At 33.3% G+C, this 14,611-nt stretch carries 16 protein-coding genes; all 16 read left to right on the top strand.

Annotation, left to right across the window (positions count from 1 at the left end):
* Window positions 1-19 precede the first annotated feature (19 nt).
* On the top strand, window positions 20-1,138 hold the full coding sequence (locus MJO53_RS14895) for a GTP cyclohydrolase (protein ID WP_252079683.1): 1,119 nt from the start codon (window positions 20-22) through the stop codon (window positions 1,136-1,138).
* 146 nt (window positions 1,139-1,284) lie between these two features.
* A complete protein-coding gene (locus MJO53_RS14890) occupies window positions 1,285-2,400 on the top strand; it encodes a tyrosine-type recombinase/integrase (protein WP_252079682.1) in 1,116 nt (371 codons plus the stop codon).
* 405 nt (window positions 2,401-2,805) lie between these two features.
* Window positions 2,806-3,609, top strand: a complete 804-nt coding sequence (locus MJO53_RS14885) for a hypothetical protein (protein WP_252079681.1) — start codon at window positions 2,806-2,808, stop codon at window positions 3,607-3,609.
* A gap of 414 nt (window positions 3,610-4,023) precedes the next feature.
* Window positions 4,024-4,662 carry a hypothetical protein gene (locus MJO53_RS14880; RefSeq protein WP_252079680.1) on the top strand — a complete coding sequence of 213 codons (639 nt, stop codon included), beginning with the start codon at window positions 4,024-4,026 and terminating at the stop codon, window positions 4,660-4,662.
* A gap of 122 nt (window positions 4,663-4,784) precedes the next feature.
* The gene (locus MJO53_RS14875) at window positions 4,785-5,354 is read left to right on the top strand and encodes a nucleotidyltransferase family protein (protein WP_252079679.1); all 570 of its coding nucleotides are present in this window, start codon (window positions 4,785-4,787) and stop codon (window positions 5,352-5,354) included.
* Between the two features lie 191 nt (window positions 5,355-5,545).
* Window positions 5,546-6,967: a pyridoxal phosphate-dependent decarboxylase family protein gene (locus tag MJO53_RS14870; RefSeq protein WP_252079678.1), complete on the top strand. Its 1,422-nt coding sequence runs from the start codon at window positions 5,546-5,548 to the stop codon at window positions 6,965-6,967.
* A 2-nt stretch (window positions 6,968-6,969) separates the two neighbouring features.
* Window positions 6,970-7,812 (top strand): methylated-DNA--[protein]-cysteine S-methyltransferase, encoded by an 843-nt coding sequence (locus tag MJO53_RS14865; RefSeq protein ID WP_252079677.1) that lies wholly within the window; start codon window positions 6,970-6,972, stop codon window positions 7,810-7,812.
* Window positions 7,813-7,968: 156 nt separating this feature from the next.
* A complete protein-coding gene (locus tag MJO53_RS14860; protein ID WP_224837330.1) occupies window positions 7,969-8,439 on the top strand; it encodes a GNAT family N-acetyltransferase in 471 nt (156 codons plus the stop codon).
* 143 nt (window positions 8,440-8,582) lie between these two features.
* The gene (locus tag MJO53_RS14855; protein WP_252079676.1) at window positions 8,583-9,134 is read left to right on the top strand and encodes a Crp/Fnr family transcriptional regulator; all 552 of its coding nucleotides are present in this window, start codon (window positions 8,583-8,585) and stop codon (window positions 9,132-9,134) included.
* Between the two features lie 148 nt (window positions 9,135-9,282).
* Window positions 9,283-9,903 (top strand): hypothetical protein, encoded by a 621-nt coding sequence (locus MJO53_RS14850; RefSeq protein ID WP_224837328.1) that lies wholly within the window; start codon window positions 9,283-9,285, stop codon window positions 9,901-9,903.
* A 1-nt stretch (window position 9,904) separates the two neighbouring features.
* On the top strand, window positions 9,905-10,750 hold the full coding sequence (locus MJO53_RS14845; protein WP_252079675.1) for an endonuclease/exonuclease/phosphatase family protein: 846 nt from the start codon (window positions 9,905-9,907) through the stop codon (window positions 10,748-10,750).
* A gap of 6 nt (window positions 10,751-10,756) precedes the next feature.
* Window positions 10,757-11,440 (top strand): hypothetical protein, encoded by a 684-nt coding sequence (locus tag MJO53_RS14840; RefSeq protein ID WP_224837326.1) that lies wholly within the window; start codon window positions 10,757-10,759, stop codon window positions 11,438-11,440.
* A 123-nt stretch (window positions 11,441-11,563) separates the two neighbouring features.
* A complete protein-coding gene (locus MJO53_RS14835) occupies window positions 11,564-12,139 on the top strand; it encodes a pyridoxine/pyridoxamine 5'-phosphate oxidase (protein WP_252079674.1) in 576 nt (191 codons plus the stop codon).
* Window positions 12,112-12,864, top strand: a complete 753-nt coding sequence (locus MJO53_RS14830; RefSeq protein WP_252079673.1) for a metallophosphoesterase family protein — start codon at window positions 12,112-12,114, stop codon at window positions 12,862-12,864. Before MJO53_RS14835 ends, MJO53_RS14830 begins: the two co-directional genes overlap by 28 nt.
* 163 nt (window positions 12,865-13,027) lie before the next feature.
* On the top strand, window positions 13,028-13,573 hold the full coding sequence (locus MJO53_RS14825; RefSeq protein ID WP_252079672.1) for a hypothetical protein: 546 nt from the start codon (window positions 13,028-13,030) through the stop codon (window positions 13,571-13,573).
* A gap of 360 nt (window positions 13,574-13,933) precedes the next feature.
* Window positions 13,934-14,530 carry a hypothetical protein gene (locus MJO53_RS14820; protein ID WP_252079671.1) on the top strand — a complete coding sequence of 199 codons (597 nt, stop codon included), beginning with the start codon at window positions 13,934-13,936 and terminating at the stop codon, window positions 14,528-14,530.
* Window positions 14,531-14,611: the final 81 nt, after the last annotated feature.

Below are 14,611 nucleotides of genomic sequence, written 5' to 3'. Positions count from 1 at the left end.
TGGGTATTAATTTGCAACTATGGTTACCATAAAACAGGTTTCGTCCAAATCCGACCTTAAACGATTTGTGAAATTCCCTTTCTTGCTCTACAAAGGTTCCCCGTATTGGGTGCCCCCTATTATCAATGATGAAATGGAGTCTTTTGACAAGGACAAGAACCCTGTTTTTAAAACAGCGGGGGCGCAGTTTTTTTTAGCCTACAAGGATGGTAAGTTAGTGGGGCGCGTAGCGGCCATAATAAATTGGTTGGAGGTAAAGGAACAGGGGCTTAAAAAAATGCGCTTTGGTTGGTTCGATTTTGTGGACGACCCGGAAGTTTCCAAAGCCTTGTTGGACAAAGTGCAGGAAATCGGCAAGGAAAACCAACTCGATTACATGGAAGGTCCGGTAGGTTTTTCCAATTTGGACAAAGTGGGCGTGCTCACCGAAGGTTTTGATCAAGTTGGCAATATGATCACGTGGTACAATCACCCCTATTATCAATCTCATTATGAAAAGCACGGGTTCACCACGGAAAAAAAATACTCCGAAAGCAAATTTTTGGCGGCCAATGCGGACCCCAAACTTTTTGAGAAAGCCAATATGCTCATCAAAAAACGATTCGGGCTCCGAGAACTCAACTTTAAGAAAAGTGCCGATATTATGCCGTGGGTGGACAAAATGTTCGACCTGTTCAACGATAGTTATGCCAAACTATCTTCCTTTGTTAAGATCACGGATATCCAAAAGGAATATTTTAAGAAAAAGTACATTGGTTTTATAAACCCGGAGTATATTAAGTTTGTGGTGGACGCCGAGGACAATATGGTGGCCTTTGCCATTGTAATGCCCTCTTTCTCGGAAGCTTTGCAAAAGGCCAAGGGCAAATTGTTCCCGTTCGGCATTTTCCATTTGCTCCACGCCAGAAAACACAGTAAGGATGCCATTTTCTACCTTATCGGCATTCATCCAAAATACCAGAACAAAGGTGTTACGGCCATTATTTTTAACGAGTTCCACCACACTTTTAAAAAGCGTGGCGTTGTGAATTGCATTAGAACCCCCGAACTGGAGGACAATATTGCCATACAACAGATGTGGAAGCATTTTGACCCCAAGGTAATTCGTCGTAGACGCACTTATGTAAAAAACCTATAGTCTCCCTTTTTCCCTCAAGCATCGGTACCAAAATAACAGACAGTATTTGGGCCAAATAGTTACACTGACCGTTTACAAATTTGATTTTGTATTTTAACGGACAGGTTTACCGCGTAGCACCCCCTATTTATTTTAAACGAAATTAAATGAAATCCGTAAAACTGGTTTTAGGGACAAAAAATGGGGCGGACAATATCCGTATCGACTATAAATCGGACACAACACTAAGGAAACATCTATTAAAGTTGCCGGTATTGCAGCAGGATCTTCTGGATGGTACGTTCTATCTGGAAAACTCCTCAAATAATCTAAATCTTATTTTCAATCATTTACGAAAAATCGGATGCTATGTGGACTATTCGGAGGTGAGACAAAAAAAGAGAGGACTCCCCAAAAATAAAAAGCCGTTCTTTTTACCTCCTTTAGGTCCAAAACAACAACGAGATCTACATAGTTTCAGAAAGTGGTTGATGGAGAAAAGATTGAGCCCAAATACCGTGAATACTTATGTAGAAGTAAGCGGTTTTTTTGTTAGGTACGCCATCCTAAAAAAATCAAAATTCTATTCCAAGGCATTGGTGGAGTCCTTTAATTATGATTTTATCGTGAAAGAAGGGAAATCAATTTCATACCAAAACCAATGTATCAATGGTATCAAAAAATATTTTTTGTTCAAAAATATAGCTATGGAGGCCCTAGATCTGGTGAGGCCAAAAAAGGAAAAGAAACTTCCTGTTGTTTTGAGCAAGGAAGAAATACGGTCCATAATAGAGGAAACACACAACTTAAAACACAGAACGTTACTGTCCTTGATCTATTCGGGCGGATTGCGAATCGGAGAGGCCATCAATTTAAAAGTGACCGATATTGATAGTGATCGAATGTTGGTCCATATTAAGGGAGGAAAGGGAAAAAAGGACAGGTATACCTTGTTGTCCCATAGTTTTTTGGAAACGCTACGTACATATTATAAGCAATATAAACCGAGTAAATATTTATTCGTAGGTCAGCGTTCGGAAAAATACAGTACTAGCAGTGCGCAATGGGTATTAAAAAAAGCTGTTTTTAAAGCGGGAATTAAAAAAGAGGTTACGTTGCATACGCTTCGACACAGCTTTGCCACACATTTATTGGAAAACGGTACCGACATTAGGTACATACAGGAACTATTGGGCCATAGCAGTCCCAAAACTACAATGATCTACACCCACGTTACCGAGAATAGTTTTAAAAATATTAGCAGTCCGTTTGATGATCTATAAAAACAGTATATTGCATTGTAAGAAAATAACACAACCGGACTAAACTGAAGAAGCCATGTATAAACTTGGGCATAGTCCTCCATTGTGGGGGTATAAACTCAGTAAAGTTCGGCATATAAACAAGTTGGGACGGATTTTGAAAGCCTCCGGCCTCAACCAAGTAGCTACATTGCTCCGCAATTCCCGCCCCTTGGGCATCCGTCCCAACGCCCTGCTAAACCAAATTGCCAATGCAGTCGGGACTGGAAGTCCTCGGCCCCACGATTGAAAACACCAAAAACCCGACCCAACATTAACTAAAAGCAATTTGATAACGTTCTGCTTGTCTTTAAAATCATTTGTGAATAAATTCACATAATTTTAAACCCAGAACGTCACTGCGTTTAGCAGGGCGTTACCTGCAATTTGAAAACAAGAAACTTCATATTAATAATTTTAGTTTTAGGAATTTGTAATATTTCATTTTCCCAAAAGACTGAAGTGGAAAAATATTATGTTAGAGTTGATACACTTTTCATATCTCAATTAACGGAGGCTTATAATAAATCAACAGAGGAATTATTAAAAACTCTTGAAGTCAAAAATGACAGACGTGAGAATTTAGGATTTGGATATCAACTAAAAGAAAGCGGAAAAGGAGTTGGAAGTATTTCATTTAATTACAAAATCTTGTATTATAAAAATGAGGTTATTGCATATGAACTTTCTACATATATAAAAGCCAATAAGTCCAGAAAACTTAAAAAATTGTATAAAGAAAGACTTTCTGCAATGTTTGAAGTAAACGATGATTACAAAGTTGAACCAATATATTTCGGACTCGATAAAGCTAACGAACCGTTAGACGGAATTGAAAAACGGACGGAAAATAAATCAACTGACTTGATTAATCCTTTCGCTGGAATAATTTTCGGAAATAGGTGTGGCTATGGAATGAGCGTTTTAAATAATCGAAAATTATTTGATGAAATTATAAAAAATGAGAATTGCGAATATTTACTTTACAGTATAAATCCGGCAACTCGATTAATGGCAGTTGAATTTTATTATTGTAATCTGACTAAATTTAGTGAGAATCAAAAAAAATCAATTGAATTGCGAATTGAGGAACTGAAAAAAGTGCCTTTATTAACAAGAAACTGTTATGGTTGTATAGTAGGTTCTGAATTGACCGAAAAGACCATAACTGAATTAAAAAACTGCAGGTAACACCGTATATAATTTATTGCTAGTTCTAGCCTACTTACGAAAATCCTCGCGGATTTTCTATTTGGTTTGTATTTGTTAAATTAGGTGCTTAAACACGCAACAAACCATATACAAATACGTTGGGACGGATTTTGAAAGCCTCCGGCCTCAACCAAGTAGCTACATTGCTCCGCAATTCCCGCCCCTTGGGCATCCGTCCCAACGCCCTGCTAAACCAAATTGCCAATGCAGTCGGGACTGGAAGTCCTCGGCCCCACGATTGAAAACACCAAAAACCCGACCCAACATTAACTAAAAGCAATTTGATAACGTTCTGCTTGTCTTTAAAATCATTTGTGAATAAATTCACATAATTTTAAACCCAGAACGTCACTGCGTTTAGCAGGGCGTTGTGCGTCATTTGAGAAAACCAAAATGCCAGAGATATTTAAGCGAAATGTTAAATCTGAATATCAGGAAAGATTAAAAAAATCGTTTCCAAAAAAATTGCATTCGGACTTGAACGAAGTTTTGAAAATCTTACCATTCGAAAATAACCTAGTCAAATTATGTGATGGACAAACTCACAAAGTCGACAATCTGATTCACGAATCGGAATTGAATATTGAATTTGACAACGAATCCCTATTAATTCCTTACAGGCTTTACTTTAACGAACCAAGTCCAGAATTAGAAAAGTCTTTGACTGACAAACAAAAAGACATTTTAAATTGTATTTATTTGCGTCATCATAATGGATATTTAAGAGAAAAACGACTGAATTTAATATCTGATAGTTCAGAAAAGTGGACTGTTCCATTTATAATCCAATTAATTGGTGAATACGTTTATGAATTGCTTCCAATTATTGACAAAAAAATAAACGAAAACACTTTGGATTATTATGCTGAATTTAGAGATGAAAACCCTAAATATTGGCAACAGACCGAAAGTAGAATGATAAGCTATTGGAATGAATACTATAGATACAAATTTCCGAAACTGAAAGAATATTTGGGATTTGAAATTGTTAACCGAATAAAAAAACGAACGCACAACAATGGCTATAAGTAATTGCTACAACTTGCCTACTTCTGAAAATCCTCTCGGATTTTCAGTTTGGTGTGTACTTGCGAAGTTAAGTACTAACCCACGCAACTACTCATAGCCGAGACCGTTGTAGCCAATTTGACAAAATGAACCTCAAATTAGAAAATGAATTCATAAGAATAATTGAATCTGATAAATGGATGATTGAAACTTTGACAATAGTTCGAGAGTTAAAATTAAATGATTGTTGGATTGGAGCAGGTTTTGTAAGAAATAAAATATGGGATGAAAAACACGGAAAAGACAGGACTAAATTGAATGATATTGATGTAATACATTTTGACAAATCAAATCCGACTAAACATTATGACATTCAAATAGAAACTAAACTCAGAAAACTCAACCCTAAACTAAATTGGTCTGTAAAAAATCAATCGAGAATGCATATCAGAAATGGACACGAACGATATAAAAATTGTAATGAAGCCATTTCTTTTTGGCCAGAAACTGCAACTGCTATTGCTGTGAGGTTGAATTTTAAAAATAAAGTTGAATATATTGCGCCTTACGGTTTAGAAGATTTAATTAATCTTTTAGTAATACCAACACCCAAATTTGATTTGAATATTTACAAAAATAGAATTGAAAAGAAAAAGTGGAAAGAAAAGTGGAATAAACTAAAAATAAAAACTGGCTACAACATTGGCTATAAGTAATTGCTTGTTCTCGCCTATTTCTAAAAATCCTCTCGGATTTTCAGTTTGGTGTGTACTTGCAAAGTTAAGTGCTAAACCTCGCAACTACTCATAGCCGAGACCGTAAGTCATTTAGAAGAAAACCGCAAGAATCGGGTTCTACAGCACAAAAGCATTTTAGAATTTTGTCAAAAAATTAAATGATACATAAAATGAATTTTGATTTTGACGAAAAACAACGCAAAGAAATACTAAATACTGTTTTACAAAAAATAGAGCATTTTTACACTAATACTAAAGATTACAGTACTACACCAGAACTTAACTTACAAGACATTAGAAATAGTATAGAATCTGAAAATTTAGTTTCTGGAACCGAACCAAACAAAGCTATAGAGCATATAATAAACGGACTTGAAAATTATTCTGTTCACACACCACATCCAAAATATTTTGGTTTATTTAATCCTCGAGCAAATTTTGCGGGAATTGTTGCAGATTTTATAACCGCTTCTTATAATCCTCAATTAGCAGCTTGGAGTCACGCTCCTTTTGCCGTTGAAGTAGAAGCTCACGTAATTAATCAGTTTATTGAAAAATTTGGCTTAAATCCAAAAAAATCAGACGGAGTTTTTACAACTGGCGGAGCTGAAGCAAATTTAACTGCTGTATTATCTGCATTAAATAATAAATATCCTGATTTCGCTAAAAACGGAATGTTTGGTTTAGATAAAAAACCTGTTATTTTTTGTTCTCAAGAAGCACATCATTCTGTGCAAAAAGCATCGAAAATTGTAGGCTTAGGATATGAATTTGTAAAAACAATTCCAACGACTAAAGATTTAAAAATAGACACTGATTTATTAGAAAAAGAAATCAAAAACCTAAATAATTCAACACATAGCCCATTAATGGTTATTGGTACAGCAGGAACAACAGGAACAGGAACAATAGACGACTTAGAAGAAATTTCAAAAATATGCAAAACACATAATATTTGGTTTCACGTTGATGCCGCTTATGGTGGAGGAGCTGTTTTAAGTTCAAATCTAAAACATATACTGAAAGGTATTTCTGCTTCGGATTCTATAACTTTTGACGCACATAAATGGATGTCTGTTCCTATGGGAACAAGCGTATTCTTGACTTCTCATCAAGAAATTCTAAACAAAACATTTAGAATTACCACAGAATATATGCCTAAAGAGGCAAATGAATTAGAAATTGTTGAACCATTCTCACATTCCATTCAATGGTCAAGACGATTTATAGGTTTAAAAGTCTATTCATCTTTATTATTTTACGGTTGGAATGGTTATGAAAAAGTAATCAATCATCAAGCTAAAATGGGAGAATATTTAAGAACTAAACTAACAGAAAATAATTGGATTATTAAAAACAGTACCGAATTACCAGTAGTTTGTTTTACAGACCAACAATTTGAATCTGATGTAAACTTTACAAAAACCATTTTAGACAACATTTTGGCTAAAGGAAATTCTTGGATATCGGTTTACCCTATAAAAAACGTTCCAACATTTAGAGCTTGTATTACAAATTACAATACAACCGAAACAGAAATAGACGAATTAATTGAAGAATTAAATATGGAAAGAAAAGCGTATCAAGATTAACTATGTCAGATAATAAAAACACATATCATTACAATAAAATAGCAGAAGCTATTGAATATCTAGATGAGCATTTTAAAGAGCAACCGACTCTAGATGATATTGCTGAACATTTAAATATGAGTTCTTTTCATTTTCAAAGATTGTTTAAAGATTGGGTTGGTGTTACACCAAAAAAATACATTCAATTTTTGAGTGTAAATTATGCAAAAAGCAAACTTAAAAAAGATAAAAATACATTGCTTGATATTGCTTTAGACACAGGGCTTTCAGGTACTAGTCGTTTACACGATTTATTTATAAACATAGAAGGAATGACACCAGGAGAATATAAAAACGGAGGTAAGAGCTTAAATATAAACTATAGTTATGCAGAAACCCAGTTTGGTGATATTTTGATTGCCACTACTAAAAAAGGAATATGTCATATTGCTTTTGTAGATAATAAAGAAGAGGCTTTACAGGTTTTGATAAATAGTTTTCCAAATGCAAACTACCAACAAAAGGTAGACAAAATTCAACAAGAAATATTAATGGTATTCTTAAATGATTGGGATAAACTAAACGAAATAAAATTACATTTAAAAGGCACTGATTTTCAATTAAAAGTTTGGGAAGCTTTATTGACTATTCCAAAAGGAAAATTGGCTACCTATGGAGACATTGCGAAAAAAATTGAAAAACCCAAAGCATCAAGAGCTGTAGGAACAGCCATTGGTAGCAATCCTATTGCTTATTTAATTCCTTGTCATAGAGTAATTCAATCTTCTGGAAAAACAGGTGGTTATCGCTGGAATCCAATCAGAAAGAAGGCAATAATAGGATGGGAAGCATCAAAATTAGATTAAAAACGCCTTACAACAATGTGTATAAGTAATAGCGGTTTAAGTGATAAAACGAAAGTATAAACATAAAACAAAGGTCAGTACAAAACCGAAAGGTTTGTGAGTAGAAACCCGCTACAACTCATACACTAGACCGTTTTACGCAAGCTGAACAAAACGATGAAAATTAAAAAAGCGCATAGAACTGATGCTAATAAAATAACTGATTTAACTATCCGTTCAAAAGACTTTTGGAATTACGGTGCTGAACAAATTGCGGAATGGAAAGATGACCTAACAATCACTTCTGATTACATTGACGAGAATCAAGTTTTTAAACTTTCGGTTGAGAACGAAATTATCGGGTTTTACGCATTCAATTCACAAGATAAAAATACAGTCAAACTGAATTTCTTGTTCGTAGAACCTAAGTTTATCGGAAAGGGTTATGGAAAAATTTTACTGAATGACTTTTTAAAACGAATGGAAGAAACGGATTACGATAAAATCACACTTGATGCCGACCCAAATGTCGAAAATTTTTATACACGAGCCGGATTTAAGGTTGTTGGAAGACTTCAAAGCTCGATAAAAAACAGATATTTACCAATAATGGAAATGGAAATAAAGCCAGCGTACAATAATGTGTAACCGCAATTACGGCGGATTCGACTACGTCCGAATGCACTCGGAATTGCTAAAGTCCAGTACTAAACCGAAAAAATTAACTCTAATCTCGTAACTGATGGTTATACCAGACCGTTGGTGGTAATTAGAGAAATCCAATAACAAAAATGACATTTAAAGAATATTTGATAGAAAAATACAACAAAGAAACACAAGAATTATTTCTTGGAAATTTTGAAACTTTAAGCTATTCAAAAGAACATATTCTTACGAACTATAATCAAGTTGAAAAATACTGTTACTTTATTGAAAAAGGCGTTCTTGAAGCCGAAATTTCAAATAATAAGAGCGAATTTTTAATAGACATTTTGTTTGAAGAGGAAATCGGCACATCATTTATTTCATTTTACAATGATTTACCTTCAGATATTCTTTTAAGATGCGCCACAGATGCAATTTTAACTAAAATACCTTTAGACTTTATTAAGTCAAATAAAAATCCTTTAGTTATAAATTTTTTATTGAATGAGTCTATGCGTTATACGATGAAAAGAATTCAGCGAGAAAAAGATTTTTTTATACTTTCAACCAAAGGAAGATATCTTAAAATATTACAAAATAATCAAGAGTTACTTAATAACATCCCATTATTTAAATTGGCCAAATATTTAAAAATCACTCCTGAACGATTAAGCAGAATCAGAAAAGAAATTTCTTGACCTTGGGTCAATTCGATGAAAATCATGTCTTAATAAATTTGCAAAAATTTGAAAAAGATAGATTTTTATGTTAAAAAAAATATTAATAATCGTTATTACCTCTCTTCTGTTTATTTCTTGTAACTCTCTCAAGCATACTTCTGCATACTTGAATACAAACGAATATTTAGTAATACATACAAAAGATGAAATTGATGGACAGACAGTTACTGTAAAAGATTATAACAATAAAATTTACACAACTGTTATCTCAATTGCAAATGGTAATTGGGTAGACCTAAAAGTAGGAGATATAATTTCCTTGGAAATTGAAGATATAATTAAAATAAACCCTGTTCATCTTATTTCGAAAAACATTAAGGTTATATCAAAAAAACATTTAAAAGAAAGAATAGTAAGTTCTATTTCAATGATGAAAGATTCTTACAACCTAGGTGAATCTTTGGAGCTTCAAATGAAAGTTGAAAATTTAGGAAAAGAAAAATCCACATTTTTACCTTGGAAAACACCAATAGAAAATAGCTTCACTGGTGAGTTTATGGAAATAACTTTTGATAACAAAAAAATTGAATATAGTGGCATAGTGGTTAAACGAATGCCACCAACCGAAGAAGATTACATTACATTAAAACCAAATGAATCTGTGACTGGAAAAATAAATCTTTTAGATGGATATAAATTCACAAAAAAAGGTGTTTACAGTATTCAGTTTGATGGTAATAATGACAAATTACCATCATCAAATGTAATTCTAATTGAAATTAAATAATATGAAAGTATTTCACTTTTTAATTGTATTTACTCTAATAAGTAGTTGTAACCCAACAGAAATTGAAGATTTTTCGGGTGATTCTGATTTAAGTGTAATGTCTTTCAACTTGCGTTATGATGAACCTGCGGATGGAGAAAACAAATGGAGCAATAGAAAAGCATCTTGTATAACTATGCTTAATGAAGTAAAACCCACGGTATTTGGTATTCAAGAAGGCTTACACAATCAAGTATCGTATCTAAATGACAATTTACCAAACTACAATTATGTTGGTGTAGGTAGAGATGACGGTCATTCAAGTGGTGAGTATGCCGCTATTTTTTATGATGAAACCTTAGTTGAACTTATTGATAGTGGAGACTTTTGGCTAAGTGAAACTCCCGAATACCCATCATTAGGGTGGGATGCCAATAATGTACGTATATGTACTTGGGCAAAACTTAGAGATATTAATAAAAATAAAGATTTTTATGTATTCAATACACATTTTGATCATAAAGGTAAAACCGCACAAAAAGAATCGAGCAAATTAATAGTTCAAAAAATTCAAGACATTACAGAACCTGGTTTGCCAGTTTGTATTACTGGAGATTTTAATATGCTTATAGGGAATTCTCGTTTAGAGCCCATTACAACTAATTATTTTAGTGCACAACGATTTGCAGAACGAAGTGATGATAATAAGTCTTACAATGCTTTTGGTTTAGGAATAATAAGCAGAAATATTGATTTCATATTTTATAATAATTCAAGAGCGATATCTTATAAGACACTCGTAAAAAATTATGGGGCTCCATATATCTCTGACCATTACCCTATAATAACTCACTTTAAATATCAATAAATTAGTATGAAAAATTACATTTTTTTTATTTTACTAGTACTAGTTTCTTTAAAGATAAATGCACAGAGTAAAAATGATTGGCCACATATTCCAGGTTTTGATCCAACTTTGCATACAACTTTAACAAACCGAAGCACTTTAATTGGTGTTTTAGGTATAGCAGCATTATCATATAGTCTAGAAGAATTGATTTTTAAAAATCATGAAAACCTAAATTTTTATTCGGCTAGAGTTGGAATGAATAATGAGTACGCTTTTGGATTAAGAAATGTTTGGCATCAAAATATAGGTGTAGAACATAGAGTTGCTAGTTGGTTTTCCATATCAGCAGAATTCAACATACAGGAATGGCAAGACCAATCACCATTAATAGAAAAAAATCAAAGATTTGGCTTTGGCGTTGGTTTAATGACATATTATCGTTGGTATTTGTTCGGAAAAAAAAGACTAAGTCCTTTTATCGAATATGGAACAGGTTTATTTACAGGGTTTGAAAAATTTCCATACAATGGAACAAATTTCACATTTAACAACTCAACACAATTAGGGCTAGAATATTCGCTAAAAAACAAAAGTAAACTAAGACTGAGCTATGGTAATTTTAATCAAACAAATTACAATATTTTAGAATCAAACCCAGCTTATAATGGAAATGGTTTTAGTATTGGGTATTCTCTTAAGATGAAATAAAAACTACCGCTAACAATGACTCCTATGAAAAGCCCTAGTCCAGTACTAAACCGAAAAAATTAACTTTAATCCCGTAACTGACGGTTATACCAGACCGTATATGCAATCTGAAATACATAACAAATGAACCCTTTATTATTATTTGAAAAATGGTTTTCTGAAGAAAAAGAACAAAACAATTTAAAACTACCTGCCGCCTGTTGTTTATCTACTATTGGATTAGATGGATATCCGAATTCTAGATTTGTCTCTTTAAAAGAAATTAAGAACCAATCATTTGTACTTACGGGTCCTTTAGATTCAAGAAAAGGAAGAGAAATTAAAAATCATTCGAAAGCTGCACTATCATTTTGGTGGACGTGCACCGAAAGACAAATTAGAATACAAGGAGATGTATCAGAAATTCCCAAGCCTGATGCTGAAATTTACTTTAAGCAAAGGAATAGAGACTCAAAGATTGTATCTACTATTTTTGAGCAAGGGCGGGAAATTCAAGATATACCATATATGCAAAAACTGTTCGAAGAGAAGAAAGCAGCATTAGGAAATAAAGACGTTGGGCAGCCAAAAAACTGGAGAGGTATTTACATTAAACCGATTAGAATAGAGTTTATGGAGTTTAAAACAAGTAGGCTACACGAAAGAAAACTTTTTGAACAGACCAGTAATGGATGGAAAATGACAATACTACAACCATAACACATTCTGTGAACAAAAAAATTGCATATATAACCGATATTCATTTAGATGAACGATTTCCTATTGACCAGGGCGTTGACGCTCGAAAAAATTGGGAAATAATACTTAATGATGTTTCCAAAAAGGGTATAGAAGAAATTGTATTTGGAGGAGATATTGGAGAAAAAACTGCAAACCAATGGTTTTTTGAATCTCTACAAAATTATAATCTAGCCATAACTTTAGGAAATCACGATTACTTTGATGAAGTAGTCGATCACTACGGCATGGAAGGCGTTGAAAGCCAAACTGAACTGTATTATAGTCAAGAGTATAATTATTACAAATTTCTATTTTTAGACTCAAGTTCAGGCTCCATAAGTCAAGAACAATTTAATTGGTTTAAAAAGGAACTTTTAACGGAAAAAAACATCATCCTCTTTATTCATCATCCCATTTTAGGGGTTGACACCGAAGTAGATAGGCAATTTGCCTTAAAAAATCGAAATCTTCTAAGAACAGAGTTGCAAAACCTTGAAAAAGATGTTGTCATTTTCTGTGGGCATTATCATTTCGAAGATGAAAGAAGTAATGGTAATATCCGACAGTATATTACACCTGCAAGTTCTTATCAAGTAGAAAAAATACCCGATGAGATAAAAGTTAGTAGCGCAACATTTGGATATAGAATTATTGAGCTGAACAAAAATAAACTTAATACGGAAGTAATATTGTTTACTACATAAAAAAACACTGCATACAACACGGTGTATAAGTAATTGCGGCTTAAGTGCTTAATCTAAAGGTTTTAGCGTAAATAAGAGTATATTGTAATCCGAAAAGTAGTTTCTTAAAATCCGCAACTACTCATAGCCGAAGCTGTTATGCGTAATTTAAACTAAAAAGTAAATGAACATTAAAGGACCGAATCCAAATAAACCAGGTTATAGTAATGATGGTAAATATATGGGAACTGATAGATGGAAAGATTCACTAGAATCATATAAGAAAGGAAGTAAATATGTTAGGGGTTTATATTTAATTGTTGCTATCGCTATTATTTGGGGAACTTATGAGGCCAGTAAGTCACAATTTTCCGGAAATCGAAACGGAAAGTTGACTAAACAAGATATTGAACAACAACAAAAGTTGGCTAAAGAATTAGAAAAAGAATCTTATTTATATGATGCACCTAATTATTCAAAAAATCAATTATTGATTTCTTTGGAGGGAAAAAAAATTGATGATTGGGCTTTAGGACTGCAAAACTATGCTACAAAAAATAGAAAGTTTGATGCTCAATTATATAGAGATTTGGCAGATAGTACTACAATTTATTCCTCTTACGAAGAACAAGAGAGGTTTTTGAAATTTATGTGGGGCTTAGATTCGAATGGAAAATCTAAACTTACAAGAGCTCACGTAAGAGAGGTTAAAGAAAAGTACTCAAAATAACCAATAAAAACTACTTACAACAAAGAACTGAGTTAAAGAACAAGTTCTTTTAGTTCAATTTCGATACATAGTGCTCATCGTAAGGTATTCCGTATAAAGCCAGTTTATTGCTCTTCCCCTTCCCTGTCAAACGTTAATAGATTTCCCAACAGGTCTTGTTGCTTGCACGATGAGAAAGCACATAGGAACAATAGGTTCCACAATTTCCCGCCCCTTGGACATCCACCCCAATCTTACACATAAATGCAATTTGATAACGCTATACTTGGCATTAAAATTTATACGTAACTTTCAGTCACCATAAATTTTCATCCAAGAACGTAACTGCGTTTAGCAGAGCGTTGGCCACTATGCTTTATCATGAACAACTTCAAAAAATATTTTGCCGAAGGATTGCTAATTGTCTTTAGCGTGCTATTTGCTTTGTTAATAAACAAGTTATTCGAAGACTATAAAACTAACAAGAAAAAGACCGTTGCCATTGAAAGTCTTAGGAAGGAATTATATCGGAATTCGGCCATATTAAAAAATTGGAAAGAACAACACATAGAAATAAGAAACCGGATTAATGAGGTAATTGAAGGAAGGAATGACAGCCTAAAAACGGAATTAATGAAATATAATTACCTAAATCTGGGAGTATTGACTAAAAACGAAAGTTTGATTGATGCCATTTTGACCAATACTGCTTGGGAATCGGCTAAATCAACAGGAATAATTGCTGAATTTGATTTTGAAACAACACAAAAGCTGACCTACGTTTATTCAATGCAAGATGTGTTGACAAATAGAACGATTGCAAAAATTATGGATTTCTATTTTGATACAAATGCTCATAATATGGAAAACATAGATCAGAGCCTAGTTCAGTTTCAATTGAGGTTTTGGGAACTAACAGGACAAGAAGAACTTATAGGAAATCTATATACTGAAGCAATTAAGGAATTAAAAAAATAGGACAACTAGCCATACACGAATACGTTGGGACCCGCAACCTACGGCTCCACGATTGAAAATAACTAAAAACCGACCCAACCT

The organism is Flagellimonas marinaquae, from assembly GCF_023716465.1.
GTDB lineage: Bacteria > Bacteroidota > Bacteroidia > Flavobacteriales > Flavobacteriaceae > Flagellimonas > Flagellimonas alginolytica.
This window is presented reverse-complemented; position numbering and strand designations above follow the sequence as displayed.

Excerpts from the sequence above, each read along its gene's own strand:
- MJO53_RS14895 (WP_252079683.1), top strand. The coding sequence starts at position 20 with ATGGTTACCATAAAACAGGTTTCGTCCAAATCCGACCTTAAACGATTT.
- MJO53_RS14890 (WP_252079682.1), top strand. The coding sequence starts at position 1,285 with ATGAAATCCGTAAAACTGGTTTTAGGGACAAAAAATGGGGCGGACAAT.
- MJO53_RS14880 (WP_252079680.1), top strand. The coding sequence starts at position 4,024 with ATGCCAGAGATATTTAAGCGAAATGTTAAATCTGAATATCAGGAAAGA.
- MJO53_RS14875 (WP_252079679.1), top strand. The coding sequence starts at position 4,785 with ATGAACCTCAAATTAGAAAATGAATTCATAAGAATAATTGAATCTGAT.
- MJO53_RS14870 (WP_252079678.1), top strand. The coding sequence starts at position 5,546 with ATGAATTTTGATTTTGACGAAAAACAACGCAAAGAAATACTAAATACT.
- MJO53_RS14865 (WP_252079677.1), top strand. The coding sequence starts at position 6,970 with ATGTCAGATAATAAAAACACATATCATTACAATAAAATAGCAGAAGCT.
- MJO53_RS14860 (WP_224837330.1), top strand. The coding sequence starts at position 7,969 with ATGAAAATTAAAAAAGCGCATAGAACTGATGCTAATAAAATAACTGAT.
- MJO53_RS14855 (WP_252079676.1), top strand. The coding sequence starts at position 8,583 with ATGACATTTAAAGAATATTTGATAGAAAAATACAACAAAGAAACACAA.
- MJO53_RS14845 (WP_252079675.1), top strand. The coding sequence starts at position 9,905 with ATGAAAGTATTTCACTTTTTAATTGTATTTACTCTAATAAGTAGTTGT.
- MJO53_RS14840 (WP_224837326.1), top strand. The coding sequence starts at position 10,757 with ATGAAAAATTACATTTTTTTTATTTTACTAGTACTAGTTTCTTTAAAG.
- MJO53_RS14835 (WP_252079674.1), top strand. The coding sequence starts at position 11,564 with ATGAACCCTTTATTATTATTTGAAAAATGGTTTTCTGAAGAAAAAGAA.
- MJO53_RS14830 (WP_252079673.1), top strand. The coding sequence starts at position 12,112 with ATGGAAAATGACAATACTACAACCATAACACATTCTGTGAACAAAAAA.
- MJO53_RS14825 (WP_252079672.1), top strand. The coding sequence starts at position 13,028 with ATGAACATTAAAGGACCGAATCCAAATAAACCAGGTTATAGTAATGAT.
- MJO53_RS14820 (WP_252079671.1), top strand. The coding sequence starts at position 13,934 with ATGAACAACTTCAAAAAATATTTTGCCGAAGGATTGCTAATTGTCTTT.